This window comes from Ottowia massiliensis (assembly GCF_900240305.1).
In the GTDB taxonomy this organism is placed as follows: domain Bacteria; phylum Pseudomonadota; class Gammaproteobacteria; order Burkholderiales; family Burkholderiaceae_C; genus Ottowia; species Ottowia massiliensis.
Window position 1 is genome coordinate 2173603 of sequence record NZ_LT964854.1, and the last position, 24497, is coordinate 2198099.

At 62.4% G+C, this 24497-nt stretch carries 21 protein-coding genes, 1 tRNA gene and 1 pseudogene; 18 read left to right on the forward strand and 5 right to left on the reverse strand.

Features of this window, described 5'->3' with window-relative positions; genetic code table 11:
• Nucleotides 1–934 precede the first annotated feature (934 nt).
• From C1720_RS14625 to C1720_RS09780, 6 genes and pseudogenes are all read left to right on the forward strand, one after another.
• Nucleotides 935–1582 (forward strand): annotated as a pseudogene (locus C1720_RS14625) (SDR family NAD(P)-dependent oxidoreductase); the annotation flags it as partial.
• 789 nt (nt 1583–2371) lie between these two features.
• Nucleotides 2372–2668 (forward strand): IS30 family transposase, encoded by a 297-nt coding sequence (locus tag C1720_RS14630; protein ID WP_146006972.1) that lies wholly within the window; start codon nt 2372–2374, stop codon nt 2666–2668.
• Between the two features lie 253 nt (nt 2669–2921).
• The gene (locus tag C1720_RS09765; protein WP_102284617.1) at nt 2922–3734 is read left to right on the forward strand and encodes a tRNA threonylcarbamoyladenosine dehydratase; all 813 of its coding nucleotides are present in this window, start codon (nt 2922–2924) and stop codon (nt 3732–3734) included.
• 54 nt (nt 3735–3788) lie between these two features.
• Nucleotides 3789–3864: transfer RNA gene (locus tag C1720_RS09770), tRNA-Lys, on the forward strand.
• A 71-nt stretch (nt 3865–3935) separates the two neighbouring features.
• On the forward strand, nt 3936–4154 hold the full coding sequence (gene thiS, locus C1720_RS09775) for a sulfur carrier protein ThiS (RefSeq protein WP_050716339.1): 219 nt from the start codon (nt 3936–3938) through the stop codon (nt 4152–4154).
• A gap of 408 nt (nt 4155–4562) precedes the next feature.
• On the forward strand, nt 4563–4892 hold the full coding sequence (locus C1720_RS09780) for a hypothetical protein (protein WP_050714527.1): 330 nt from the start codon (nt 4563–4565) through the stop codon (nt 4890–4892).
• Nucleotides 4893–5003: 111 nt separating this feature from the next.
• Here C1720_RS09780 and C1720_RS09785 read toward each other — a convergent pair whose 3' ends face one another.
• Nucleotides 5004–5567, reverse strand: coding sequence for a peptidylprolyl isomerase (locus tag C1720_RS09785; RefSeq protein ID WP_146006973.1), 564 nt, complete (start codon nt 5565–5567; stop codon nt 5004–5006).
• A gap of 40 nt (nt 5568–5607) precedes the next feature.
• Here C1720_RS09785 and C1720_RS09790 point away from each other — a divergent pair, with 40 nt between their 5' ends.
• Together C1720_RS09790 and C1720_RS09795 are read left to right on the forward strand one after the other, a co-directional pair.
• Nucleotides 5608–6129 (forward strand): hypothetical protein, encoded by a 522-nt coding sequence (locus C1720_RS09790; protein ID WP_102284618.1) that lies wholly within the window; start codon nt 5608–5610, stop codon nt 6127–6129.
• A gap of 344 nt (nt 6130–6473) precedes the next feature.
• Nucleotides 6474–6977: a hypothetical protein gene (locus C1720_RS09795; RefSeq protein ID WP_146006974.1), complete on the forward strand. Its 504-nt coding sequence runs from the start codon at nt 6474–6476 to the stop codon at nt 6975–6977.
• A gap of 96 nt (nt 6978–7073) precedes the next feature.
• Here the strand turns inward: C1720_RS09795 and C1720_RS13150 are convergent, their stop codons facing one another.
• Complete coding sequence (locus C1720_RS13150) at nt 7074–7256, reverse strand: hypothetical protein (protein WP_146006975.1); 183 nt, start codon at nt 7254–7256, stop codon at nt 7074–7076.
• Here C1720_RS13150 and C1720_RS09800 point away from each other — a divergent pair.
• Nucleotides 7255–9627 (forward strand): Tex family protein, encoded by a 2373-nt coding sequence (locus C1720_RS09800; RefSeq protein ID WP_102284063.1) that lies wholly within the window; start codon nt 7255–7257, stop codon nt 9625–9627. The two genes, C1720_RS13150 and C1720_RS09800, sit on opposite strands and share 2 nt — an antisense overlap.
• Nucleotides 9628–9841: 214 nt before the next feature.
• On the opposite strand, the gene C1720_RS09805 is transcribed toward C1720_RS09800, so the two are convergent.
• On the reverse strand, nt 9842–10348 hold the full coding sequence (locus C1720_RS09805; protein WP_102284064.1) for a CreA family protein: 507 nt from the start codon (nt 10346–10348) through the stop codon (nt 9842–9844).
• A 149-nt stretch (nt 10349–10497) separates the two neighbouring features.
• On the opposite strand from C1720_RS09805, the gene asd reads away from it, so the two are divergent.
• Nucleotides 10498–11628: an aspartate-semialdehyde dehydrogenase gene (asd, locus tag C1720_RS09810; protein ID WP_102284619.1), complete on the forward strand. Its 1131-nt coding sequence runs from the start codon at nt 10498–10500 to the stop codon at nt 11626–11628.
• Between the two features lie 258 nt (nt 11629–11886).
• Nucleotides 11887–14400 (forward strand): FimV/HubP family polar landmark protein, encoded by a 2514-nt coding sequence (locus C1720_RS09815; RefSeq protein ID WP_102284620.1) that lies wholly within the window; start codon nt 11887–11889, stop codon nt 14398–14400.
• Here C1720_RS09815 and C1720_RS13790 read toward each other — a convergent pair.
• Nucleotides 14393–14542 (reverse strand): hypothetical protein, encoded by a 150-nt coding sequence (locus C1720_RS13790; RefSeq protein ID WP_158241695.1) that lies wholly within the window; start codon nt 14540–14542, stop codon nt 14393–14395. The genes C1720_RS09815 and C1720_RS13790 overlap by 8 nt on opposite strands.
• Nucleotides 14543–14590: 48 nt before the next feature.
• Nucleotides 14591–14725: a hypothetical protein gene (locus C1720_RS14445; RefSeq protein ID WP_255397820.1), complete on the reverse strand. Its 135-nt coding sequence runs from the start codon at nt 14723–14725 to the stop codon at nt 14591–14593.
• Between the two features lie 392 nt (nt 14726–15117).
• Between C1720_RS14445 and truA the strand changes: the two genes are divergently transcribed.
• The 7 genes from truA to accD all read left to right on the forward strand — a co-directional run bounded on the left by truA (nt 15118) and on the right by accD (nt 24073).
• Complete coding sequence (truA, locus tag C1720_RS09820) at nt 15118–15918, forward strand: tRNA pseudouridine(38-40) synthase TruA (protein WP_102284065.1); 801 nt, start codon at nt 15118–15120, stop codon at nt 15916–15918.
• 63 nt (nt 15919–15981) lie between these two features.
• Complete coding sequence (locus C1720_RS09825) at nt 15982–16815, forward strand: phospholipase D family protein (RefSeq protein ID WP_233199910.1); 834 nt, start codon at nt 15982–15984, stop codon at nt 16813–16815.
• A 394-nt stretch (nt 16816–17209) separates the two neighbouring features.
• Nucleotides 17210–17977: a phosphoribosylanthranilate isomerase gene (locus C1720_RS09830; RefSeq protein WP_255397834.1), complete on the forward strand. Its 768-nt coding sequence runs from the start codon at nt 17210–17212 to the stop codon at nt 17975–17977.
• Nucleotides 17978–18133: 156 nt separating this feature from the next.
• The gene (gene trpB / locus C1720_RS09835) at nt 18134–19411 is read left to right on the forward strand and encodes a tryptophan synthase subunit beta (protein WP_102284067.1); all 1278 of its coding nucleotides are present in this window, start codon (nt 18134–18136) and stop codon (nt 19409–19411) included.
• A gap of 4 nt (nt 19412–19415) precedes the next feature.
• Entirely contained in the window at nt 19416–22292 is a 2877-nt protein-coding gene (locus tag C1720_RS09840) for a class I SAM-dependent DNA methyltransferase (protein WP_102284068.1), read from the forward strand.
• A gap of 68 nt (nt 22293–22360) precedes the next feature.
• The gene (trpA, locus tag C1720_RS09845) at nt 22361–23197 is read left to right on the forward strand and encodes a tryptophan synthase subunit alpha (RefSeq protein ID WP_102284069.1); all 837 of its coding nucleotides are present in this window, start codon (nt 22361–22363) and stop codon (nt 23195–23197) included.
• A gap of 3 nt (nt 23198–23200) precedes the next feature.
• Nucleotides 23201–24073, forward strand: a complete 873-nt coding sequence (accD, locus tag C1720_RS09850; RefSeq protein WP_050714516.1) for an acetyl-CoA carboxylase, carboxyltransferase subunit beta — start codon at nt 23201–23203, stop codon at nt 24071–24073.
• Nucleotides 24074–24497: the final 424 nt, after the last annotated feature.

Sequence of the window (24497 nt, forward strand, 5' to 3'; positions counted from 1 at the left end):
CCCTGCCCGCAGGCCGCGCCATCGCTCTTGTTGGCCCGTGCGGCCCATTGAAGATTCAAGATTCGCCAAGCCCCAAAGCGCCTGAAGCAGCGCTTTTTGCTCTGGCAAACAGACGGCTTTGAACAATCCTTTAAAGCACCGCCAACCTTGGCCCTCTGGGACTCTGGAAGCCGCCACCCCTGACAAAACCAGCGCTTTCGCTGTTACTTGCAGCGCCCAGCTGCCTCGCGCGCTTTGCCTGCTTTGCCCCTGCCGCGTCAGCTCACCCATTTGCGTAGAAGCTGCGCGCAAATGAGCGCAAAAATCCCGGGCCAGACAGGCCGGGCGCAGGCAATCCAGCGCGCAAGAGACAAAGCGCGGCAAACACGGAGCGGCAGACAGGGCGGGCAGACTCGAATGTAGGGTGTTATTTTGCTCCTTTATTCGTAGCGCGATGCCCTAGATCAGCCTGCGCTGATCCCGCTTTTCGGTGCCTGGATTCGCTCTTGTTTTAGGTGACCCAGGCGCAGCCCGAAAGCGCGGCAGCATCCGCTCGCCACGCCCGCGCGGCCCAATTTCGACGTTTCCGCGCCTGCTTGGGCAGTGGCAAGTGATCAGAGGCATGGCGGATCGATTACTTGCGGCGTTTATCAAGCCGTATTTGCCAAACGTGTGCCGGGGCACATCTGCCAGGTGACGTGGTTTGCATGCCGCTGCATCCCGGCCACGCCGCTGGGTCGGTTCGAACCCGGTGCTGACGTCGATTGCCTGATTGAGACGCCAGGCTGCGCCCAAGGTCGCAGCAACGCTCCGGTCGGCTCGCGTGCCAGACCTTTGCTTTCTGGGAACCCGTGCTGCGGGCGATGTCTGGGCGCTGGGGCCGCTGTGGCGGGCGCTGGATCTGAAAGACCTGCAAACAGGCAATGGCTGGAAAGGAACAGGGAGCGCAAATGCGATGCTGGCGGGCAAATGGGCGCTCGTGTGCGGAGCCAACAAAGGGCTGGGTCTGGCCGGGCCTGGGTTGTGCGCAGGCGCTGGTGCGTGAAGGGTGAACGTGGTCGTGGCGGCCTGCGGCGCAGCGGCCTTGCAAGCCAGTGCTGCGGCGGGCGGGCGCGTGCCGCCTGTCGCGGCAGACATCACCATCGGGCAGAGGCATGCCGCCGTCTTTGCCGCGCGGCAGGACTTTGGCATCGCGGCACCTAATGCAGGCGGCCCGCCACCGGACGATTTCCGCCAGTTCGACACCGCTGCCTGGCAACAGGCGGTGCAGGCCAACATGCTCATTCCCATCGAGCTGATTCGTGCCAGCATCACCGACATGGCATAGCGCGGCTTTGGCCGCATCGTCAATGTCGCCTCCAGCGCAGTCAAGGCGTCCATCGACATCCTGGCTCCGTCCAACAGCGTGCGCTCGGGGCTGACGGGTTTTGTCGCCGCTCTGGCGTACAACCCCGAATTTGCCGCACGCGGCGTCACGCTAAACAGCCTGCTGCCGGGCAAATTCGATACCGACCGCTTGGCCGGCACCCTGGCCAGCGCAGCCCAGAAAACTGGCCAGTATGTGGACAAAATCCGCCAGGCTCAGCAAAACCAGGTCCTTGCCAGCGCACAAACAGAATGGCCAAATTGCCCGCAAGTCTCAGCGCCCCCAATCCCCAAGTGCAACACTGCCAAGGAACTGAGAGGCCCTGAGAGGCCCTGAACCACCGAGCCTGCATACCAATCAGCGAACCAGAACGCCATGCCCTGGCGCCGGGGCGCAAGCCCCAGTGCCATCAGCGGGGAAATCCAGCGCCACAGCGGCGGCTGCGGCTACGCCAGCCACTTCGCTCACATGCGCCGCCTCAGGCGTTGCAAGTTCAGTCGCCCCCCAAGAAACGGTGCCCACAGTTCGATCTGTTTGCCTGCGTGCGCCAGCGCTTGCTTTGTGCTGCTCACTCCGGCAAGCGCTGCTTACCCTGGCAAATGGCCGATCACCTCTAGAGGCGGCGCCCCCCAGACAGGCACAAGCGCGTGTCACACGAAAGCATCAGCTCCTGCCGCTATGCGCACAGCCCGGCGGCGCTCTCAAAAAGGCCTTGCTGGCCTGCCTGCGCAACGGCCCACGCCTCACGGCCCGTGCCACGCGCTGGCCCCGCTCCAGGAGACAAGACAGGCGCGGGCAAATCAAGAGCCTGCTGAGCATCCATGTGCGCCCGCCCAAAGTCCATGAGCGCCAGCGGCCGGGCCACTGAAAAGGCGATCTGGAAGGTGATCGCATTGAAGGCGCCCGCAGCACCCGCGCCATCGGCGCTTGGGTCGGGCGCGCCACGCCTTGGGTCCTCTGCTGGTTAAGCTGCTGCGCCCCAACCCGGCCACAGCTGCGTGCTGCCAGCCTCCGGCGACAAGCGGCATGGCCGCTCCAATGAGAAAGAGCCTGAGCTGTGACAGGGGCCAGGAGATGGCTTGTCACGAGCCGCTGAGGCACGGGCATGAAGGCGCGTACTTTGGCGAGCCGCGCAGTCCTTGGCCAAGAGGCGGAAAGGAGAACGCCAGCGGGCTGCTGCATCAGCGCTTCCCCAGGGGCACGGATTTGAGCGTCTACACGCAAGAGCAGCTCGATGCCGTGGCCGATGAGATCAATGCTCGTCCGAGAAAGGCGCTGGGCGGCCGCACGCCGCTCTGTATGCCCGGTGCTTGCAGCAGCTGAGCGTGCAGGGGCAGTGCATTGAGGTGGTGTGCGGTTGGGGCTGCCTTGGCCCTCTACCATAATATAGCTACTGAAAACGTAGCATTATGTCCTAGTGGATATTGCGCGGAGCGGCATTTCTATCCCCTTGGTTTTGCTCCTGTTTTCAATGCAAATCAGCAAGCAAAAGGCCGCCTCGCGCGCGGCGCCGTCCATTGCTGCCTGCTACTTTCGCCCGCCGTCTGCCGCATGGAGCGTGCGATCATCCCGCTCCATGACGCAGCAGCACTCCCCTGATCTGGAACGCCGCTTTGGCGGCCTGGCGCGGCTTTACGGCACGGAAGGCGCAGCCCGCATTCGCGTGGCGCGCGTGGCCGTGGTAGGCATTGGCGGCGTTGGCTCATGGGCGGCGGAAGCGCTGGCGCGCAGCGGCGTGGGCGCCATCACGCTGGTTGATCTGGACAACGTGGCCGAGTCCAACGTCAATCGTCAGATTCACGCCCTCACCAGCACGCTGGGCCAGCCCAAAGTGGAGGCCATGCGCCAGCGCATCGCGCTCATACACCCCGGCTGCGAGGTGCATTGCGTGGAAGACTTTGCGGCCTCCGGCAACTGGCCGGCCTTGCTGCCCGCCGCAGTGGACGGCGTGATTGACGCCTGCGACCAGGTGCATGCCAAACAGGCGCTGGCGGCCTGGGCGCTGAAAACACGCGCGCTCTTCATCACTTGTGGCGCGGCTGGCGGCAAGCGCCAGGGCGAGCGCGTGGAAATTGCCGATTTGGCCGAAGTCACGCACGACCCGCTGATGGCCGCCCTGCGCGCCCGCCTGCGGCAAACGGGCAGCATGGCCAAGGGCGGCAAAGACGGCAAAGACCGGCAGGCGCGCAGCGGCCTGCACGTGGTCTTCAGCCGCGAAGCAGTGACAAGGCCTGCGGCTTGCGGCCCGCAGCCAGGCCACGACCGCAATCTGAATTGCCACGGCTACGGCTCCGCCGTGACGGTGACCGCGACCTTCGGCCTGGTGGCCGCAGGCTGGATGCTGGAGCGGCTGGCGCAAGGCCGGGCGCTTCAGCATCCGCATACTTGAAAGGCCGTGCTAGAATCCGCCGCTTCGCTTTCCAGCAATGAAGCGGAAGCGGGCGGGTCGTTAGCTCAGCCGGTAGAGCAGCGGACTTTTAATCCGTTGGTCGCAGGTTCGAATCCTGCACGACCCACCACAGACATGAAGCGCCTGAAGCCCAAAAGCGTCAGGCGCTTTTTCTTTGCCTTGATCCGGCGCTGTTCTGTCATGTCCTCATCTGCCGAAATCACCCTTTTGCTTGATGGCCAGCCGCACCGCGTGCCTGCCGGCTCCACGCTGGCAGCCTTGGTACAGGCCCTGGGCCATGCACCCGAAGGCATTGCCACGGCCGTCAATGCGCAATTCGTGCCGCGCAGCGCACGCGCCAGCTTGCAGTTGCGCGAAGGCGATCAGGTCATGCTGTTTCAGCCCATTGTCGGCGGCTGAAGGCGCAAAGCGGCTCAGGCTTTTACCGCTTGCCAAGGCCAGAATCATGCAATGCGGCGCGCGGGCAGCGCATCGCCTGGCAAACAGCGCCGCGTGAAAACGCCGCATGAATCAAGCGCGAAAAGCGCGTGGCTTCTGCAAAGCCCAGCCAGGGTTGCCTTATGGCAAGGCAAAGCAACTTTTTCCGTAGCGTCACTGCGCCATCCAGCCCGGCTCAAAGCGTGAAGATTGAGGGAACGTTCACGTTTTTCGCTTTTGTTAGACATTTGGCTACGCTTTGACGCCATAGATACGTCACAATTCGTGACTTGAGGCTTTCTGCGCTTGAGGTGCGCCCAGAGCTTGTGAAGACGGGCGCGCTGTTTTTGGAAGCTCTCTTTTGCCAAAGCAGTTCCAACACATGAACACATGAGCTGGTTTTCAAAACATATCTTTTCGCGGCTGGGCTTTGGCGGCAATGATGCCGAGCGCGTGGTTGAGCAGCTCGAACGCATCCGCGCAGCCATGCTGGATACCCTGGGTGATGAAGGCGCACGCAAATATCCCCTTGTCGTGCGCCGCGTCTTTCATTCCAAAGACGCGCAAGCCCTGTGGTACGCCCGTGGCGAACTCATGGCCGCTCTGGCTGATCTGCATGGCGAGCGTGTGGCGCACCAGCGCATGTCCGAGCTGTCCCACATGTTCGATGGCCTGCTGCCCAAAAGCTTGTTGCCCCGCCGCACGCGGCTAAGGGGCTGAAGCCGGCCGAGTTTTGGCAGTTTCTTTTTTGCGCTGGCGTTCAGATTGCTCGCAAGTGCTGATGCGGCCTGCCCCCGCAGCGTTTCATTCAGAAAAGCAGCCTGCCTGCTTTCAGTGCTGGTGGCTGCATCCGCAGCCGTTGGGCGAGTGGCTGTGGGCATGGCCGTGGTCGGGGCGGGGCGCTGGTTGCGCGCGGAAAAAGCTAGCGCCAGCGCTGCCATGGCCCACTTCGTCTGCCGTGGCTTCGCGCACGTCGTGCACACGCAAATCCAGCCGCAGGCCTATGCCGGCCAAGGGGTGATTGCCGTCAAGCACCACGTGGTCGGGGTAGATGTCGGTTACGGTGTAGATGCGGTCAGCGGGCATGGCGGCGGCGCCTGGCGGTAGGGCGCTGGCTTCAACCAGCATGCCCTCTTCCAGCCCTTGCGGGAACAGCGTGCGCGGCTGCAAAAAGATGAGCCGTTCGTCAAAGTCGCCAAAGGCGTCTTGCGGCTCCAGGCTGAGTTGCAGGCGCGCGCCTTTGGCGTGGCCTTGCAGGGCTTGTTCGATGCGGGGCAGCAGATCCGTGCCGCCTACGAGAAATTCGACGGGGCTGTCCAGCTCATCCAGCACTTCGCCAAGGGTGTCTTTGAGCGTCCAGGTCAGCGCCACGACGCATTGAGGGGTAATGTCCATGTGAGAATTGTCTCATCACCCCTTACGAATGCCCCGCGCCATGCCAAGCGAAGCTGCCACCAGTCTGCCTGCACTGCCGCAAGGCTCCCTGCAAGGGCGCGAAGCCTTCCGGCAGGCAGTGCGCGATGCCATCGCCCATGCCGCCGCTGCGCCTGCGCAGTTCAGCCAGCTCATCTTCTGCGACCCCGACTTTGCCGACTGGCCCTTGGGCGAGCGCGCCGTGGCCGATGCCCTGCAAGCCTGGGCGCTGCGCGGTCACGGCCAGTTGCTGCTGCTGGCCAGCCGCTATGACGAAGTGCAGCGCCTGCACCCGCTTTTCGTGCAATGGCGGCGCTTGTGGAGCCACAAGATTGAAGCGCGCGCCTGCTGCGCCGCGCACGCGGCTGACCTGCCTGGCGTGCTCTGGACGCCCGCCTGGGCGCTGCGCCGCTTTTCTCCCCTGCATAGCGTGGTGTGCGTGGCAGGCCACGAGGCCGATCGCCGCACCACGCTGCGCGCAGAACTGGACGAATGGCTGGGCCGCAGCATGCCTGCTTTTCCGGCATCCGTGCTGGGTTTGTAAGAGCCTGTTCACAATCCGTTCGTGGGCGCGAAAAACGCGGGCTTGAACGCTCGTGGATCTTGCAAATCTTCGCCGGGTCGCAACAGCTGCCTGTGGTTTATGCCTTGCAGCCCAACCCGATTTGCACTTTTTCCCTTCACGGCCGGAATGCGGACAGGCTTTAGCGGCACGCCCAAAGTGACACATTTTGCTACCCCAAAAAGGCGCTGCAATCAAGGGCGTTCCTATAATTTTCTTCACTTGCCTGCGCGAATCTTGATTTGGCTCAGGCGGTCATGGCGCCAGAGGCACAGCCCGCCTTGGCCTCATGTTTTCAATATTCGTGACTCATGGAGGTTCACAAAATGAACAAGTCCTTCGATAAATCTCTCGTTCTGGCGGCCCTGGCCGCTGCCGCCATGCTGGCCGCCTGCGGCAAGAATGAAGCGCCTGCCGCTGGCTCTGCCGCAGACGCTGTCAAGCAGGAACAAGCCAGCCAGGCGCCCAGCGTGGGCGAGGCTGCCAAGCAAATGGGCGATGCCGCCACCAACATGGGCAAGGCCGTAGGCGAAGCCGCCAAGGACGCCGCCAGCGAAGCCGCCCAGGCTGCCAGCCAGGCCGCGCAAGATGCCAAGAACGCCGCCCAAGACGCCAAAGAAGCTGCCCATGACGCCATGAATGAAGCCAAGGAAATGGCTCATGACGCCGCCCAGGCCACTGGTCAAGCTGTGCAAGACGCCAAAAATGCCGCCAGCGAGGGCATGGATGCCGCCAAACAAGCCGCTGATGACGCAGCGCAAAAAGCCGCCGAGGCCGCAGGCGCGGCCAAGGAAGCCGCCCAAGGCGCTTTTGGCCCAGGCGGCAAGTAAGGCGAGCAAGGCGCGCTGAACGCCTTCTGCCACACTCCACGCCCCTCATGCCGCCTTCTGGCGCATGAGGGGTTTTCCGTTTCCGGCCCCACTGTTTCACTGCTTGCGTGTATGGAAGAGGGTTTGAGTCAAGCCTTTTTCAGCTCCTTGATTGATAGCAATATCTCCCCGCCAAATGGGCGGGAAACGCATTTTCAACGTATCTGAATTTGCTCCTTTTTTGAAGCGACACACAAAGCCTTCGCCCATGCCACACGCTTTTTCTTCCCCGACTGCCATGCCCATTGCCCTTCAGATTGCTGCCGAACTCGGCGTACGCCCGCCGCAGGTGCAGACCGCCATTGACTTGCTGGATGGCGGCGCCACCGTGCCCTTCATCGCCCGCTACCGCAAGGAAGCCACGGGCGGGCTGGACGATGCCCAGCTGCGCGAGCTGCAAATGCGCCTGGGCTATTTGCGCGAGCTGCACGAGCGCCGCGCCGCCATCCTCAAAAGCATTGAGGAGCAAGGCAAGCTCACGCCCGATTTGCGCGCCGCCATCGAAGCCGCGCCCACCAAGCAGGAGCTGGAGGATTTGTATCTGCCCTACAAGCCCAAAAGGCGCACCAAGGCGCAGATTGCGCGTGAATTCGGCATGGAACCGCTGGCCGACCAGCTTTGGGCCGACCCCACGCTGGACCCCGCGCAGGCCGCCCAGCCTTTTGTGAAGGCTGAAAAAGGCGAAGGCGGCGAAGACTTCACCACCATTGCCGCCGTGCTCGATGGCGTGCGCGACATCCTGGCCGAGCGCTGGGCCGAAGACGCCGCCCTCGTGCAAAGCCTGCGTGAATGGCTCTGGCAAGAAGGCCAGTTGCAAAGCCAGCTGGCCGCCGGCAAGAACGAGGCCGACCCCGAAGTGGCCAAGTTCCGCGACTATTTCGACTACGCCGAACCCATGAGCCGCGTGCCCAGCCACCGCGCGCTGGCCGTCTTTCGCGGGCGGCAGCTTGAAATGCTGGAGGCCCGCTTCATCACCCCTTTGGCCGAAGACGGCAAAACGAGCCTGGCCGAAGGCCGCATCGCCCTGCACCTGGGCTGGCGCCACCAGGGCCGCCCGGCGGATGATTTGCTGCGCAAATGCGTGGCCTGGGCCTGGCGCGTCAAGCTCAGCCTCTCTACCGAGCGCGACCTGTTCGCCCGCCTGCGCGAAGAAGCCGAAAAAGTTGCCATCAAGGTTTTTGCCGACAACCTGCGCGATCTGCTGCTGGCCGCTCCCGCCGGAGCCAGAGCCGTCATGGGGCTGGACCCCGGCATTCGCACCGGCGTGAAAGTGGCCGTGGTGGACGCCACCGGCAAGCTGCTGGAAACCGCCACCATCTACCCCCACGAGCCGCGCCGCGACTGGGACGGCAGCATCCACACCCTGGCGCGCCTGATTGCGCAGCACGGCGTGCAGCTCATCGCCATTGGCAACGGCACGGCCAGCCGCGAGACCGACAAACTGGCGGGCGACCTCATCCAATACATGCACAAAATGGCCGCCAGCCAGCCCGGCATCACCCTGCCCGCCATTGAAAAAGTCGTCATCAGCGAAGCGGGCGCATCCGTTTACTCCGCCAGCGAATACGCCAGCCAGGAGCTGCCCGATGTGGACGTGAGCCTGCGCGGCGCCGCCAGCATTGCCCGCCGCCTGCAAGACCCGCTGGCCGAACTCGTCAAGATTGACCCGAAAAGCATCGGCGTGGGCCAATACCAGCACGACGTGAACCAAAGCGAGCTGGCCCGCGCGCTCGATGCCGTGGTGGAAGACTGCGTGAACGGCGTGGGCGTGGACCTGAACACCGCCAGCGCGCCGCTTTTGGCGCGCGTCTCGGGCCTTTCAGGCGCCGTGGCCAAATCCATCGTGCGCTGGCGCGAGCAAAACGGCGCATTCGGCAACCGCCAGCAGCTGCTCAAAGTAACGGGCCTGGGCCCCAAAACCTTCGAGCAAAGCGCGGGCTTTTTGCGCATACGCGGCGGCGACAACCCGCTGGACATGACCGGCGTGCACCCCGAAACCTACCCCGTGGTAGAGCAAATCATCGCCCGCACCGGCAAGCCCATTGACCAGCTCATGGGCCGCGCCGAAGTGCTCAAAACACTCAAGCCCGAGCAATTTGCCACGCCGCAATTTGGCCCTATCACCGTGCGCGACATCCTCGCCGAGCTGGAAAAACCCGGCCGCGACCCGCGCCCCGGCTTTCAGGTAGCGCGCTTTAACGAAGGCGTGAACGACATTGCCGACCTGAAAGAAGGCATGGTGCTCGAAGGCACCGTCAGCAACGTGGCCGCCTTTGGCGCTTTCGTCGATCTGGGCGTGCACCAGGACGGCCTCATCCACGTCAGCCAGCTGGCCAACCGCTTTGTGTCCGACGCGCGCGAAATCGTCAAAACCGGCCAAATCGTGAAAGTGAAAGTGCTGGAAGTGGATGTGCCGCGCAAGCGCATCAGCCTGAGCATGAAGCTGGACGCCGCCACCGGCAAAACGGGCAAGCACGACAAAAGCGAACCGCGCGAAAACCGCTACGCCCCGCCGCCGCGCGGCAACAAGCCGGGCGGCCGCGCGCCGCAAGCGCCCAGCACCGCGATGGCTTCCGCCTTTGAAAAGCTCAAGGGTCTGCAAACCCGCTAGCCAGGCCCAGGCGCAAAGCAGCCGCCTTGCCATTCACGGTGCGCAAGCGGCCTTCGGCGCTTCTGGAATTGATGGCCTGCTCACGGCTTGCCAGATGACATCAATAACGGGAGCGAATTCAAGGGGGTCAAAATGCCGTTTCGCGCCCTTTCCACTAGGACATCGTGCTATTGGAAAAGGAGCGAAACAACAGAATGCCCACGGCTTGCCCGGCTTATTGCCTGACGGGAATGGGCGTGCTGCGGTCTATGGGCACGGCGGCCACGCTGTTTTGCGGCGAGCCGTCAATCAGCTTGTCGGAATACGTGAGGTAGATGAGCACATTGCGCTGCACATCCACCATGCGCACCACGCGCAGGCGCTTGAAAAGAATGGACATGCGCTCGGAAAACACTTCATCCTGCGTTTCAAGCGGCTTTTTGAAAACAACCGGGCCAACCTGGCGGCAGGCAATGGAAGCCTCGGCGCGATCTTCCGCCACGCCCACGGCGCCTTTGAGGCCGCCCGTGCGGGCGCGCGCCACGTAGCAGGTCACGCCCTGCACGAGCGGGTCGTCATACGCTTCCACCACGATTTTGTGATTGGGGCCGATCAGCTTGAAGGCCGTGCTGACAGCGCCGATCTTCTCGCCGCTGGCCGCAGCAGGCAGCGCGGCGGCCAAAAGAGCGGACGCCAGGGCGGTTTTGAAAATTTTTGGAAAGCGGCTGGCAAGTAAAAACATGGCTGAAAAAAGAGTCAAAGCGTTGCAGGATAGCGCCCGCTGCCGCTAGGCGGCCAAATTGCACGCCCTAGAATCCGCCGCTTGGCCCGTGCCGCCATTGGCAAGGGCCGCTTGTTTCATCTGAAGGGAAAGGCGCAGCAAATATGAAAATCGGTAACGTTGTTGGCTTGGTCGGCTGGCGTGGCATGGTCGGCTCCGTGTTGATGGACCGCATGCAGGCGGAAGGCGATTTCAAGCTGATCGAGCCCGTTTTCTTCTCCACGAGCAACGCAGGCGGCACGGCTCCCGCCCAGGCAAAAAACGAGAAAACGCTGAAAGACGCGCGCGACATCGAGGCGCTGAAGCAGTGCGACATCATCCTGACTTGCCAGGGCGGCGACTACACCAACGAAATCTTCCCCAAACTGCGCGGCGCGGGCTGGCAAGGCCACTGGATTGACGCCGCCAGCGCCTTGCGCATGAAAAGCGATGCCGTCATCGTGCTGGACCCGGTGAACATGCCCGTCATCCAGAGCGCCCTGGCCAAGGGCGGCAAGAACTGGGTCGGCGGCAACTGCACCGTCAGCTGCATGCTGATGGGCGTGGGCGCGCTCTTCAAGGCCGGGCTGGTCGAATGGATGAATACGCAAACCTACCAGGCTGCCAGCGGCGGCGGCGCGCAGCACATGCGCGAGCTGCTGACGCAGTTTGGCGCGCTGCACGCCGAAGTGCGCGATTTGCTGGCCGACCCCAAGAGCGCCATCCTGGAAATCGACCGCATGGTCATCAGCAAACAGCGCAGCCTGAGCGAGAAGGAAACCGTCCACTTCGGCGTGCCGCTGGGCGGCAGCCTGATTCCATGGATCGACAAGGACCTGGGCGACGGCTACTCGCGCGAAGAGTGGAAGGGCATGGCCGAAACCAACAAGATCCTGGGGCAGGGCGAAGGCTTTGGCTCGCCCGCCGTGCCTGTGGACGGTTTTTGCGTGCGCGTGGGCGCCATGCGCTGTCACAGCCAGGCGCTGACCTTCAAGCTGAAAAAGGATGTGCCGCTGGCCGACGTTGAAGCCATGATCGCCGCCGACAACGAGTGGGTGAAAGTGGTGCCCAACACACGCGAAGCCACCCTGAAGGATCTGACGCCCGTGGCCGTGACCGGCACGCTGCAAATTCCCGTGGGCCGCATCCGCAAAATGAATATGGGACCGCAGTACCTGGGCGCTTTCACCATTGGCGACCAGCTGCTGTGGGGCGCCGCCGAGCCGCTGCGCCGCATGCTGCGCATCCTGCTGGAGCAATAAGCACCTTCACGCACCAGCCTGGCTGGTGGCGGGCCGGGAAACGTTACGTTGCCAGACCACAACAAGAACATGTGCATTTTTGCGCATATGGTTTGTTAGATAACGTTACCGCGTGTCTCGCCTTGTCAGGCACAAATGATGATGCTATGGTTAATTCCCTTCGCGGTCCCGAAGGGTTGGGCACGCAAAAAACAGAACGACTGAAGCCGCGCGAGCGGAATTCCGACGACAAATTCCGACAACATGCACAAACTGAACATGACACCGTGGAAACAAAAAACACTGGCCGCAGCCGCCACGCTGGCGCTGGCAGGTCTGAGCCTTGATGTCAGCGCCTTCGCGCTGGGCGCCGTCACGGTGCACTCTCACTTGGGCGAGCCGCTGCGCGCCGAAATCGAAGTGCCCCAAATCTCGGAAGCCGAGGCCAAAACGCTGCAAGCCACGTTAGCCTCGCCCCAGGCCTTCCAGGCTGCTGGCGTGGAATACAACCCGGCTGTCGTGGGCGTGCGCGTCACCCTGCATCAACGCAAAAACGGCCAGTCTTACCTGCGCCTGGTCGGCACGCGCCCCGTGAACGAGCCGTTCCTGGGCATTGTCATTGAAAGCTCCTGGTCCAACGGCCGCGTGGTGCGCGACTACACCATGCTGATTGACCCGGCAGACCCTGGCAAGCGCCAGACGGCAGAAGCCAATCAGGCCCAGACGTCAGCCTCAAAAAATGGAGGGGCCAAGCCTGCTGTGGCTGAGCAGGTGACATCGGCCCGCCCTTCCAAAGCCAACCGCTCTTCCAGGACCGCCGCCGCTTCGGGTGACGGCGAGACCGTCACCGTCCGCCGTGGCGATACGGCTTATGGCCTGGTTGCCTCCATCACGCCCCAAGGCATCTCCCTTGATCAGATGCTGGTGGCTTTGCAGCGCGCCAATCCGCATGCTTTCATCCGGGGCAATGTCAATCTGCTCAAGGCGGGCGCTGTCGTCACGCTGCCTACTGAAGAGCAGGCCAGCGCCATCACCCGCAGCGCCGCGCGCCGCGCCGTGGTGGCCCAGAGCCGGGATTTCCATGCTTACCGCTCCGGCCTTGCCAGCCACGCGCCCCGCACGGCAACGGCGTCTGCTGGCCGCAGCGACAGCGGCGCCGTGCAAGCCCACGTGCAAGAGGCCCAGCCCCGCCAGTCCAGCGGCGACAACCTGATCCTGACACGTGGCAAGACGCGCGCCCAGGCTGAAGAACGCATCGCGCAGAACCGCCAGGCGCGCGAAAACAATGAGCGCGAAGCGGAGCTGAAACGCAATATCGACCAGCTCAAGCAACTGCAAACCGCTGCGGCAGGCACTGCGGCTGCACCGGGCGGCGGCGAGCCAGCCGCGCCATCCGCCGCGCCCCAAATCAACGTGCCCGCCACTGCGCCTGTGGTTGAGTCAACGCCGCCTGCTGCGCCGCCGCCTGCTCCCGCCGCAGTTGAACCCCAGCAGCCGCCTGCCACGCCAGTTCCGCCTCCGCCTGTGGCCGCCACGCCAGAAGCGCCGCCCGCCTCGCCAGTGGCCGAACCGCCTGCGCCGCCAGCAGCGGAAACAACGCCTGCCGAGCCGCCTGCGCCCCCGCTCCCCCCGCCAGAGCAGCCTCCGGCGCCGGTCACGCCGCCTGCGCCAGTCGTGGCCGAAGAGCCTTCCATGCTTGATTCGCTGCTTCAGGAACCTCTCATTCCGGGCATCGGCATCGGTCTGCTTGCCCTGCTGGCGGGCCTTGGCTTCTACAAAATCAGGCAGTCAAAAAAAAAGGCGGCGCCGCTCGATAGCGGGTTGAGCGAAAGCCGGCTGCAACCTGACTCCTTCTTCCACAGCAGCGGCAGCAGAACGGACAGCCGCAACAGCGACTCATCCGCCATGTCCGGCCAGACCTCCATGGCCTATTCGCCCAGCCAGCTTGACGCGGCGGGCGATGTGGATCCCGTGGCCGAGGCCGACGTCTATCTGGCCTATGGCCGCGACATGCAGGCCGAAGAAATTCTGAAAGAAGCCCTGCTGACGCATCCCACCCGGGTTTCCGTGCATCGCAAGCTGGCTGAAATCTATGCCAAGCGGCGCGACGCCGCCGCGCTGGAAGACATTGCCACGCAAGCCTATCCGCTGACCAATGGGCGCGGCAGCGACTGGGACGCCATCTGCGTTCTGGGCAACGAAGTGGACCCCGGCAACGGCCTGTACAAGCCAGGCGGCAAGCCAGGAGCCAAATCCGCCGCTGCGCCTGCCGCCGCTGCCAGCAACTATGGCGCCGACACCGAGCCGCAGGTAACGGCGCAGGCCAGCCCGCAGCCCGCAGCTTCTGCGGCGCCGGCCCCAGCCGTCAGCTCCACGCAAGCCAAGAAAGAGGAGCTTTCCGCAGCCTTTGCCGCGCAAGGCCCTTCGTCCGTAGCGCCCGCGCTGGACTCCACGATTGATTTCGACCTTGACGTGGACCTTGACAGCATCACCCCCCCGGCTCCCAAGGAGAAAGAAAAGCCTGCGGCTGCGGCCTCCTCGCCCAGCTCCGGCATGATCGAGTTCGACATTGACGCGCTCTCGCTCGACCCCGACTCTCGCGGCGCCGAGCTGAACACCGAGCAGCCTGAAGACGCAGACGACGACCCGCTGGCCACCAAGCTGGCGCTCGCCCAGGAGTTCCATTCCATTGGCGACACGGAAGGCGCGCGTCTCATGGCCAAGGAAGTCGTGGCCGAAGCCACCGGCGCGCTCAAGATTCGCGCGGAGCGCTTCCTGCACGAAATCAGCTAACCCTTCCGCCCTTTTCAGCTTCCGGGCTTTTCTCAGGCGTGCCGTTTTTCCCCAAATGGCACGCCGTTTTCATTTCCTCTTTCAGAACACCCGCAACGGCAGACCAGTTGCGAGCCGCAAAAATAAGAGCAAATTCAGGCACCCTGAAAACGGCTTATCCGCCCAGCTGACGGGGACATCATGCTATGAATCAAGGAGCAAGAATCTGCTCCGAAATGCCAAGCCATGCGCCTTGATGACGCGGCAGCTTCTGCCCGCCGGACAGATTCAAGGCATCCCAACGCAAGGCACGCATCCGCGCGGCAAAAGGCGGCTCATGCAGCATCGCGCTCCAGCCTGCCTTGCGGCGGCAAACATGAGGGTGCCGGTCATCCCTGCGCCAACGGCCCGCGCGGCCAGACAAGGGCGGACCAACCGGCGAGCCTGGCCTCAGAACCTGTTTGCAACCTGCACGTGGGTGCAAAAAGCGCGGCGCCGGGCGCCCGTGGGCCTTGCGAAGCCTCGCCAGGCCACAAGACCCGTCTGTGGTTTACGCCTTGCAGTCCATCCCGATACCCGAGCTTTCGCCCCTCACGGCCAGGTCATGAACAGGCGCTCAGCGCCGCGCCATCTTCTGCGCGTGCAAAACCTCCTTTGCCCGCCTTCGCGCGCAGGTTTTGCAAGGTCCGCCCCTGACTGCCGCGCCTCGCATTTCCGCCTCCCGCACTTCCACACCCCATGAGACTGGCCCTGGGCATTTCCTACCTTGGCGCGGCCTATCAGGGCTGGCAAAGCCAGCCTTCGGGCCAGACCGTGCAAGACCGGCTGGAAGCCGCCCTCGCCGCTTTTGCCACCACGCCCATCGCCACCTTGTGCGCGGGCCGCACGGATGCGGGCGTGCACGGCCTCATGCAGGTTGTGCATTTCGACACGCCCTTGCGGCGCGAACTCTTTTCGTGGGTGCGCGGCGTCAATCGCTTTCTGCCGCCTGACATCGCCGTGCAATGGGCGCGCGAAGTGCCCGAAACCTTCCACGCCCGTGCCAGCGCCTTGGCGCGCCGCTACGCCTACATCCTGTTGGAATCGCCCGTGCGCCCCAGCCTGGAAGCGGGCCGTGCGGGCTGGAGCTTTCGCCCGCTGGATGGCGCGGCCATGCAGCAAGCGGCCAGCCATCTGCTGGGCGAGCACGATTTCACTTCCTTTCGCGCCGCCGCCTGCCAGGCGCTCAGCCCCGTCAAAACGCTCACCCGCGCCAGCGTGGCCCGCTGCGGCCCCTACTGGCGCTTTGACTTCGAGGCCAACGCCTTTTTGCACCACATGATTCGCAACATCATGGGCTGCCTGGTCGCCATCGGCCAGGGCCAGCGCCCGCCGCAGTGGATGCAGCAAGTCATCGCCGCCCGCAGCCGCGACGCCGCCGCGCCCACCTTCGCGCCAGACGGCCTTTACTTTCTCGGCCCACGATACGCCCCCGAATGGCAATTGCCGGAAAAAACGGCGGCCTTTGAATGGCTGCCTCAACCATTTTCACGCTACTGACAAGGAGAAAATCATGGCTAAATTCCTCAGAACCTGTTCATGATCTGGCCGTGAGGGGCGAAAGTGCGGATCGGGATAGGCTGCAAGGCGCAAACCGCAGGCGGGCCTTGCGGCCCGGCGAGGATTTGCAACGCCGCAGAGCACCCGATTCCGCGCTTTTCGCACCCACGGACAGATTGTGAACAGGTTCTCAATACCAGCGGAATTAATTACCACCTTGAGGAAATCATCAAGGGCGCGCGGGATCGCCTCATCATCATCAGCCCCTATCTGAAACTCAATGACCGGATTCGCGAACTGCTGGAAGACAAAGACAGGCTCAAAATCGACGTCCGCATCATCTACGGCAAAGCCGATTTGCACCCCGAAGAAGTCAAATGGCTGCGCAATCTCAAATACGTGCGCACCAGCTATTGCAATAATCTCCATGCCAAGTGCTACCTGAGCGAAAACGCCTGCATCATCGGCAGCCTCAATTTGTACAGCTTCAGCCAGATTAACAACAATGAAATGGGCATATTCATTGAGCGGCAGAATGATCACCAGCTTTATCAGGATGCCTATGAAGAAGCCCAGCGCCTGATTCGCATCAGCGAAGAAGTGCGCATTTCCCTTGAAGTCGTGGAAAAAGACGCACACCCCGCGCACAAGGCCGCTGCCCATCATGAAGACGATGAAAAAGCCGAAAACGCCAGCGGCCTGCTGACCACCTCCAAGCTGGCCCAGAAACACAAAATGAAAACAGAACCCATGCTCGAAAAACTGACCGCTGCGGGCTATCTGGAATGGCGCGACGACAAACACTTTTTGACCGAAAAAGGCAAAAAAGCAGGCGGGCAATTCAAAACGGGCCGCTTTGGCGCCTATTTTCTGTGGCCGGAAGATCTCGTGCTTTGAAAACCTGCACAAAGTTCGTCTGTGGGCGCAAAAAGCGCGGCTCCGGGTGCGGCGTGCGGCGAACCCTCGCCGGGCGGAGCAAGGCGTAGGAATAGGCAGATTTTCGCTCCTCTATTCATAGCAATAGGTCCTAGCAGAAAGGGCGCGAAGCGGGGTTTCGCCCTCTCAAATTCGCTCCTGTTTTTAATGCGCTCTGGCTGGTGGCACGAGGCCAGTCCCTGCGAGGCGGGCGCTGCCTCGCGCTGGCAGCTTCGTTTGAAACCGCAGGAAAATACCCGCGCATCACCGGTTTTTCTGAGCGGCATTGCAGCCGGGGCGCTTGCGATGCAGCGCAATCGAAAGCCGAATGCCCGCCATTGTGATTTGGCCTGGGAGCGATTTTTTTCATTCCGGGCTGCTTAATCGCTGCCAAACCGGAAAGAACCATGAAACCCGCCCTGAAAACATGAAACCACGCACCCGAATCAAAATCTGCGGCCTCACGCGCGAGCAAGATGTGGACGCCGCCGTGGCCGCTGGCGCGGATGCCATCGGCTTTGTGCTCTACCCCAAAAGCCCGCGCCACGTCACGCCTGCGCGGGCGGCGGCGCTGGCGCGGCGGCTGCCGCCATTGGTCACGCCCGTGCTGCTGTTCGTGAATGAAACCGCCGCCAGCGCGCAGGCCGCCAGCGCGCTCGTGCCCGGCGCCACGCTGCAATTTCATGGCGATGAAACGCCCGCCGAATGCGCCGCCATTGCCCAGGCGTGCGGGCGGCCTTACTGGCGCGCCGCGCGCATTCCCAATGACATTGCCGGCGATATTGCGGCGGGCGGCGCGGACGGGGCGGCTGGTTTTGACTTATTAAAATTTGCCGCCGATTACGCATCGGCCCAAGCCCTTCTTCTTGATGCGCACGTCGCCGGTTATGGCGGCGGCGGAAAGTCATTCAATTGGTCACGCCTGCCAACAAACGTTGCCGCTCACCTCGTCTTGAGTGGTGGATTGACGCCTGCAAACGTGGGCGATGGCATCGCTGAACTGCGTCAGCGCGGGCTGTCTCTGGCCGTCGATGTGTCTTCCGGCGTGGAAGCCACGGGGCCAGCAGGGCAGCCCCTCAAGGGCATCAAAAGCGCAGAAAAAATGGCCGCCTTCGTGGCTGCCGTGCGCCAGGCCGATGCCTGATGCACCTTGGCCGACACGCCCCGCGCCTGACCCAACCCGGCAGCCAGATAAAACCCGTCTGGCCTTTTCATTCCCGGCCCTGCCTGCGCGCCAAACCGCTGCGCCCATGAATTGGGCAGGCTCTGAAAACATTTTCCAGAAAACATTTTCCCTGCCATGATTTCAAATTCACAACCTGATGCCAACGGCCATTTCGGCCCCTATGGCGGCTGCTTTATCAGCGAAACGCTGACTTATGCCATCAACGAGCTGAAAAGCGCCTACGCCAAATACCAGAATGACCCGGATTTTCTGGCCGAATTCCAAAACGAACTGGCGCATTATGTGGGCCGGCCTTCTCCCGTTTATCACGCGGCGCGCACCAGCCGCGAACTGGGCGGCGCGCAGATTTACTTGAAGCGCGAAGATTTGAATCACACCGGCGCGCACAAAATCAACAACGTCATCGGCCAGGCCATGCTGGCGCGGCGCATGGGCAAGCCGCGCATCATTGCCGAAACCGGCGCAGGCCAGCACGGCGTGGCCACCGCCACCATCTGCGCGCGCTACGGCCTGCAATGCGTGGTGTACATGGGCGCGGAAGACGTCAAGCGCCAGTCGCCCAACGTTTACCGCATGAAACTGCTGGGCGCGACCGTCACGCCCGTGGAAAGCGGCAGCAAAACCCTGAAAGACGCGCTCAACGAAGCCATGCGCGACTGGGTGGCGAATGTGGACAACACCTTCTACATCATCGGCACCGTGGCCGGGCCGCACCCTTATCCCATGATGGTGCGCGATTTTCAAAGCGTGATTGGCAAAGAATGCCTGACGCAAATGCCCAAAATGCTGGGCGCTGAAAAACAGCCCGACGCCGTCATTGCCTGCGTGGGCGGCGGCAGCAACGCAATGGGCATATTCCACCCCTATATACCTTTTGAAAAAACCCGGTTAATCGGCGTGGAAGCCGCCGGACGCGGGCTGGACAGCGGCCAGCACGCCGCCAGCCTGGAGCGCGGCAGCCCCGGCGTGCTGCACGGCAACCGCACCTACGTGCTGCAAAATGACGACGGGCAGATTATTGAAACCCACAGCATCAGCGCCGGGCTGGATTATCCCGGCGTCGGCCCCGAACACGCTTGGCTGAAAGACACGGGCCGCGCCGAATATGTGGGCATTACGGATGCCGAAGCGCTGGCCGCTTTTCACCACCTGTGCCGCACGGAAGGCATTATTCCCGCGCTGGAATCCAGCCATGCCTTTGCCCACGCCATGAAAATCGCGCCCGCCATGCGGCCCGACCAATCCATTCTGGTTTGCCTCTCGGGCCGTGGCGACAAAGACATAGGCACCGTGGCCGATCTCGACGGCGTTGATTTCTACGACCGCCCCTCCATGCGCGGGCATGTGGTGAAAGGGGCGGGCAACGGGACCCAAGGGCCGCAAGGCCAATAACACCATGCCGGCTCCTTTATCCTGGAACGAAATCAAATCCCGCGTGCTGAATTTCAGCCGACGCTGGGCCGACGCTGCCAATGAAGATTCGGAAGCCAAGCCTTTCTGGATTGAATTCTTCGACTGCTTTGGCATTACCAACAAGCGTGTTTTTACGTTTGAGTTGAATGTCAAAAAGCACGGCGGCGGCGCTGGCTTCGTTGATCTGTTCTGGCCCGGCATGCTGCTGGTGGAACAGAAATCGCGCGGCAAAGACCTGGACAAAGCCTATGTCCAGGCCAAGGGCTATCTGGATGGCATTTCAGAGCGGGATTTGCCCCAGATCATCATCGTCAGCGACTTTGCCCGCTTTCGTGTTTACGACCTGACGGATTGCCAGCCCGGCCGCTACACCGAATTTGGCCTGGCCGATTTGCACAAGCACGTGCGCCTGTTTGGCTTTATTGCGGGCTACAAGCCCCAGCGAATCGAGCCGCAAAACCCGGTCAATATCAAAGCGGCCGAACGCATGGGCGAGCTGCATGACGCGCTCAAAAGCGCGGGCTATGCGGGCCACCCGCTGGAAGTGCTGCTCGTGCGTCTGCTGTTTTGCCTGTTTGCCGACGACACGGCCATCTTCCAGCCCGCGCAGGCTTTCCGCGCCTTTATTGAAGAGCGCACTTCCGAAGACGGCAGCGATCTCGGCCCCCGCCTGGCGCAACTGTTTCAGGTGCTTGACACGCCCGAAGGCCAGCGCAGCAAAAACCTGGACGAGCAACTGGCCGCTTTTCCCTACGTCAATGGCCGCCTGTTCGCTGAAAGCCTGCCCATTGCCGACTTTGATGCAGACACCCGCGCGGCGCTGCTCAAGGCTTGCGCGCTGGACTGGTCAGCCATCAGCCCCGCCATCTTCGGCAGCCTGTTTCAGTCCATCATGGACGAAAAGGCCCGCCGCCACCTGGGCGCGCACTACACATCGGAAGAAAACATCCTCAAGCTCATTCGACCGCTGTTTCTGGATGAATTGCGCGCCGAGTTTGAAAAAATCAAACGCCAGCGCAACAAGCTGTTTGAGTTTCATAAAAAGCTGCGCACGCTGAGCTTTTTCGACCCCGCCTGCGGCTGCGGCAACTTTCTTGTCATCAGCTACCGCGAATTGCGCCTGCTGGAGCTGGATGTGCTGCGCGCCGACGCCGCCTTGTCGGGCCATGCCGGCCAGCAAAGCGTGGACGTGCACCAGCTCATCGGCGTCAATGTGGACCAGTTCTACGGCATCGAAATTGAAGAATTTCCCGCCCAGATCGCCCAGGTGGCCATGTGGCTGATGGACCACCAGATGAACCTGCGCGCCAGCGAGGAATTCGGCCTGTACTTCGCCCGCATTCCGCTGGTGACCAGCCCCCGCATCGTGCACGGCAACGCCCTCACGCTGAACTGGGATGACGTGCTGCCCGCCAGCCGGTGCAGCTACGTGCTGGGCAATCCGCCCTTTGTGGGTAAAAAAGAACAAAGCGTCGCACAAAAAACAGACTTCGCTGCCGTCATGGGGAAAATAAAAGGTTTTGGCGTGCTTGATTTTGTGGCCGCATGGTATGTCAAGGCCACGCAATATGCACAATCTGCAAGGCAATTGCAAAACGAATTGCAGCAGGGGTTTTCCAGCCAGTCACAAATGTGTTGCGCCTTTGTTTCCACCAACAGCATCACTCAGGGCGAACAAGTTGGGGTTCTATGGGGGTGGCTTTTGGCGCAAGGCGTGCATATTAATTTTGCACACCGCACATTCAAATGGAGCAACGAAGCCCGCGGTAAAGCCGCTGTGCATTGCGTCATTATCGGATTTGGGCTGCAAGACCGTGTCGGGAAAACCATCTATGAATATGCTGACATCAAGGGGCAGGCGCAAGCAGTTCCAGTAGCCAACATAAACCCGTATTTGGTCGATGCGCCCGATATTCTTATCGACTCTAGACGCACTGCTATTGGTGATGTGCCAGAAATCGTATATGGTAGTTTTGCGTTGGACGATGGAAATTTCACGCTTGATGATCAAACCCGAACTGCCCTGATTAATGCCGATGATCGCATTGTTGAATATATTCGGCCTTTTCTTGGAGGTGAGGAATTACTGCACGGAACACGCCGATGGTGCCTTTGGCTACGCGCCGCAAATCCATCAAACTTACGGAAAATCCCTCTGATTTTGGAAAGAATTAACGCAGTGCGCGATTGGCGTAGTTCCCGCGATCGGGCGACAACACGCAAACTGGCAGCAACCCCAACATTATTTGCAGAAATCCGTCAGCCATTCAGCGACTACATAGCAATTCCTACAGTCAGTTCAGAACGGCGCAATTTCATACCGATGGCACTGCTTTCTGCTGAGGTAATCGCTTCAAACCAGCTTTATGTTGTTGCAGGTGCCACCCTTTTCCACTTCGGCATCCTCTCCAGCACGATGCACAACGCTTGGGTGCGCGCGGTTTGCGGGCGTTTGGAAAGCCGCTATCGCTATTCCGCCGCCATCGTCTACAACAATTTCCCCTGGCCTTTTCCCAGCGCCAATACGGAAGAAAAAGAAAAAACACCCGCCGCCCAGACCCAGAAAGCGCAAGCCGCCATCGAAAGCGCAGCGCAGGCCGTGCTGGACGCCCGCGCCGCCCACCCGGGCAGCAGCCTGGCCGATTTGTATGACCCCTTGACCATGCCCGCTGACTTGCTCAAAGCCCATCAAAGGCTTGACGCGGCGGTGGACAAGGCCTACCAACTGGCGGGCGGCCCCAAAACCTATGCGGGCGATGCCGAGCGCGTGGCCTTTCTCTTTTCCCTCTACCAGCGGCAAACCGGCTTGCTGGCCGCTGCGCCAGCGCCTCGCCGCCGCCGTGGCGCGGCCTCATCCTGAGCGCGCCGCTTTCTTCTGCCCCATTTTTTGCGCCGCATTCATTCCTTTGCCTTCTTTTTTCCCAAGCCATGAGCCGCATCCAATCCACTTTTGAACATCTCAAGCAGCAAGGCCGCAAGGCGCTGATTCCCTACGTGATGGCGGGCTTTCCCGAAGCGGGCATCACGCCTGCGCTGATGCACGCGCTGGCGGGCGCCGGGGCTGACGTGATCGAGCTGGGCGTGCCGTTTTCAGACCCCAACGCTGACGGCCCCGTGATTCAGCGCGCGGGCGAGCTGGCGCTGGCGGGCGGCACGGGGCTGGCGCAGGTGCTGGAGATGGTGAAAACCTTCCGCCAGCAGGGCGGCCAGACGCCCGTGGTGCTGATGGGTTATGCCAACCCCGTGGAGCGCTATGACCAGCGGCGCGGCGCGGGCGCGTTCATTCGCGATGCGGCGGCGGCGGGCGTGGATGGCCTGCTCATCGTCGATTACCCGCCCGAGGAATGCGCCGACTTTGCCGCCGCGCTCAAAAGCGCGGGGCTGGACCTCATCTTCCTGCTTGCGCCCACCAGCACGGACGAGCGCATGGCGCAAGTGGCGCGCCTGGCCAGCGGCTATGTGTATTACGTGTCGCTCAAGGGCGTGACGGGCGCGGCCAGCCTGGATGTCGCGCAGGTGCAGGCGGCCGTGCCGCGCATTCGCCGCCATGTGCATGTGCCCGTGGGCGTGGGCTTTGGCATACGCAACGCCGAAACGGCCCGCGCCATTGGCAGCGTGGCTGATGCGGTGGTGATTGGCTCGCGGCTGATTCAGCTGGTGGAAAGCGCCGCGCCCGACAATCGGCTCCAGGCCGCCGCCGGCTTCATGCGCGAAATCCGCGCGGCGCTCGATGGCATTGAACCTCAACCGACGCAAAGAGCTTGAAACATGTCCTGGCTTGAAAAAATACTGCCCCCCAAAATCCGCAAAACCGACACCGCCGCGCGCCATCAAATTCCTGAAGGGCTGTGGCTCAAATGCCCTTCGTGCAGCACGGTGCTCTACAAAACCGACCTGGAGCAAAACCAGTTCGTCTGCCCCCATTGCAGCCACCACAACCGCGTGGCTGCGCGCATCCGCCTGGGCCTGTTTCTGGATGAAGGCGAGCGCCATGAAATCGGCCAGGACATCACGCCTACCGACGCCCTGAAGTTCCGCGACAGCCGCAAATACCCCGAGCGCCTGAAAGAAGCCGCGCAAGCCACGGGCGAGAGTGACGCGCTCGTGGTCATGAGCGGCGCCGTGCTGGGCATGCCCGTGGTGGCCGCCGCGTTTGAATTCAACTTCATGGGCGGCAGCATGGGCAGCGTGGTGGGCGAGCGCTTCGTGCGCGGCGTGCAAGCGGCCATCGAGCGCAAAACCCCCTTCATCAGCTTTGCCGCCACAGGCGGCGCGCGCATGCAAGAAGGCCTGTTCAGCCTGATGCAAATGGCCAAAACCAATGCCGCCCTCACCCGCCTGGCGCAAGCGGGCCTGCCCTACATCAGCGTGCTCACTGACCCCACGATGGGCGGCGTCTCCGCCGGTTTTGCCTTCATGGGCGACGTGGTGATTGCCGAACCGAAAGCGCTTATCGGCTTTGCCGGCCCGCGCGTCATTGAAAACACCGTGCGCGTCAAACTCCCCGAAGGCTTTCAGCGCGCCGAATTCCTGCAAGAAAAAGGCGCCGTCGATTTCATTTGCGACCGCCGCGAACTGCGCGAAAAAATTGCCCACATCCTCGCCATGCTCCAGCGCCAGCCCGCCGAAGCCGTGGGCTGACCGGGCCTGCGCCCCACGCCCAAACCAACGAAAAGCCGCCGGATGGGCGGCTTTTTCATGCGTGTATGGCTGCGCTGCGCCTTCCGCACGCCCATCAAGCTGTCCGCCGCTTTTCAGGTCCGCTCGCGGCTTTGTGCGCAGGCAGCAGAAAAAGCGAGCCGGGCCGTGGCGGGCATAAGCGCCAGCTGGGCGGCTGGCGGATAGGCTATTTCGCTCCTTGATTCATAGCATTGGGTCCTAGTAGAAACTGCGCAGAACGAAATTTCAACCCCATTGAATTTGCTCCTTCTTTTGATGCTTCCCGGCCCCTGTTCGCGGCCTGACTGTGAGAGGGCAGGGCAGGGAAAGGCAGGGCGGAGTGGGGAAGAAGGCGCGCGCCAGTGTGAATCAGCCTGTTTATTCATTCCTGCCCCCGCCTTTTCAA

Bases quoted from the DNA above. Each gene is read 5' to 3' on its own strand.
- C1720_RS14630 (WP_146006972.1), top strand. From the start codon at position 2,372: ATGGCCGCTCCAATGAGAAAGAGCCTGAGCTGTGACAGGGGCCAGGAG.
- C1720_RS09765 (WP_102284617.1), top strand. From the start codon at position 2,922: ATGACGCAGCAGCACTCCCCTGATCTGGAACGCCGCTTTGGCGGCCTG.
- thiS (WP_050716339.1), top strand. From the start codon at position 3,936: ATGTCCTCATCTGCCGAAATCACCCTTTTGCTTGATGGCCAGCCGCAC.
- C1720_RS09780 (WP_050714527.1), top strand. From the start codon at position 4,563: ATGAGCTGGTTTTCAAAACATATCTTTTCGCGGCTGGGCTTTGGCGGC.
- C1720_RS09785 (WP_146006973.1), bottom strand. From the start codon at position 5,567: ATGGACATTACCCCTCAATGCGTCGTGGCGCTGACCTGGACGCTCAAA.
- C1720_RS09790 (WP_102284618.1), top strand. From the start codon at position 5,608: ATGCCAAGCGAAGCTGCCACCAGTCTGCCTGCACTGCCGCAAGGCTCC.
- C1720_RS09795 (WP_146006974.1), top strand. From the start codon at position 6,474: ATGAACAAGTCCTTCGATAAATCTCTCGTTCTGGCGGCCCTGGCCGCT.
- C1720_RS09800 (WP_102284063.1), top strand. From the start codon at position 7,255: ATGCCCATTGCCCTTCAGATTGCTGCCGAACTCGGCGTACGCCCGCCG.
- C1720_RS13150 (WP_146006975.1), bottom strand. From the start codon at position 7,256: ATGGCAGTCGGGGAAGAAAAAGCGTGTGGCATGGGCGAAGGCTTTGTG.
- C1720_RS09805 (WP_102284064.1), bottom strand. From the start codon at position 10,348: ATGTTTTTACTTGCCAGCCGCTTTCCAAAAATTTTCAAAACCGCCCTG.
- C1720_RS09815 (WP_102284620.1), top strand. From the start codon at position 11,887: ATGACACCGTGGAAACAAAAAACACTGGCCGCAGCCGCCACGCTGGCG.
- C1720_RS14445 (WP_255397820.1), bottom strand. From the start codon at position 14,725: ATGCTGCATGAGCCGCCTTTTGCCGCGCGGATGCGTGCCTTGCGTTGG.
- truA (WP_102284065.1), top strand. From the start codon at position 15,118: ATGAGACTGGCCCTGGGCATTTCCTACCTTGGCGCGGCCTATCAGGGC.
- trpB (WP_102284067.1), top strand. From the start codon at position 18,134: ATGATTTCAAATTCACAACCTGATGCCAACGGCCATTTCGGCCCCTAT.
- C1720_RS09840 (WP_102284068.1), top strand. From the start codon at position 19,416: ATGCCGGCTCCTTTATCCTGGAACGAAATCAAATCCCGCGTGCTGAAT.
- trpA (WP_102284069.1), top strand. From the start codon at position 22,361: ATGAGCCGCATCCAATCCACTTTTGAACATCTCAAGCAGCAAGGCCGC.
- accD (WP_050714516.1), top strand. From the start codon at position 23,201: ATGTCCTGGCTTGAAAAAATACTGCCCCCCAAAATCCGCAAAACCGAC.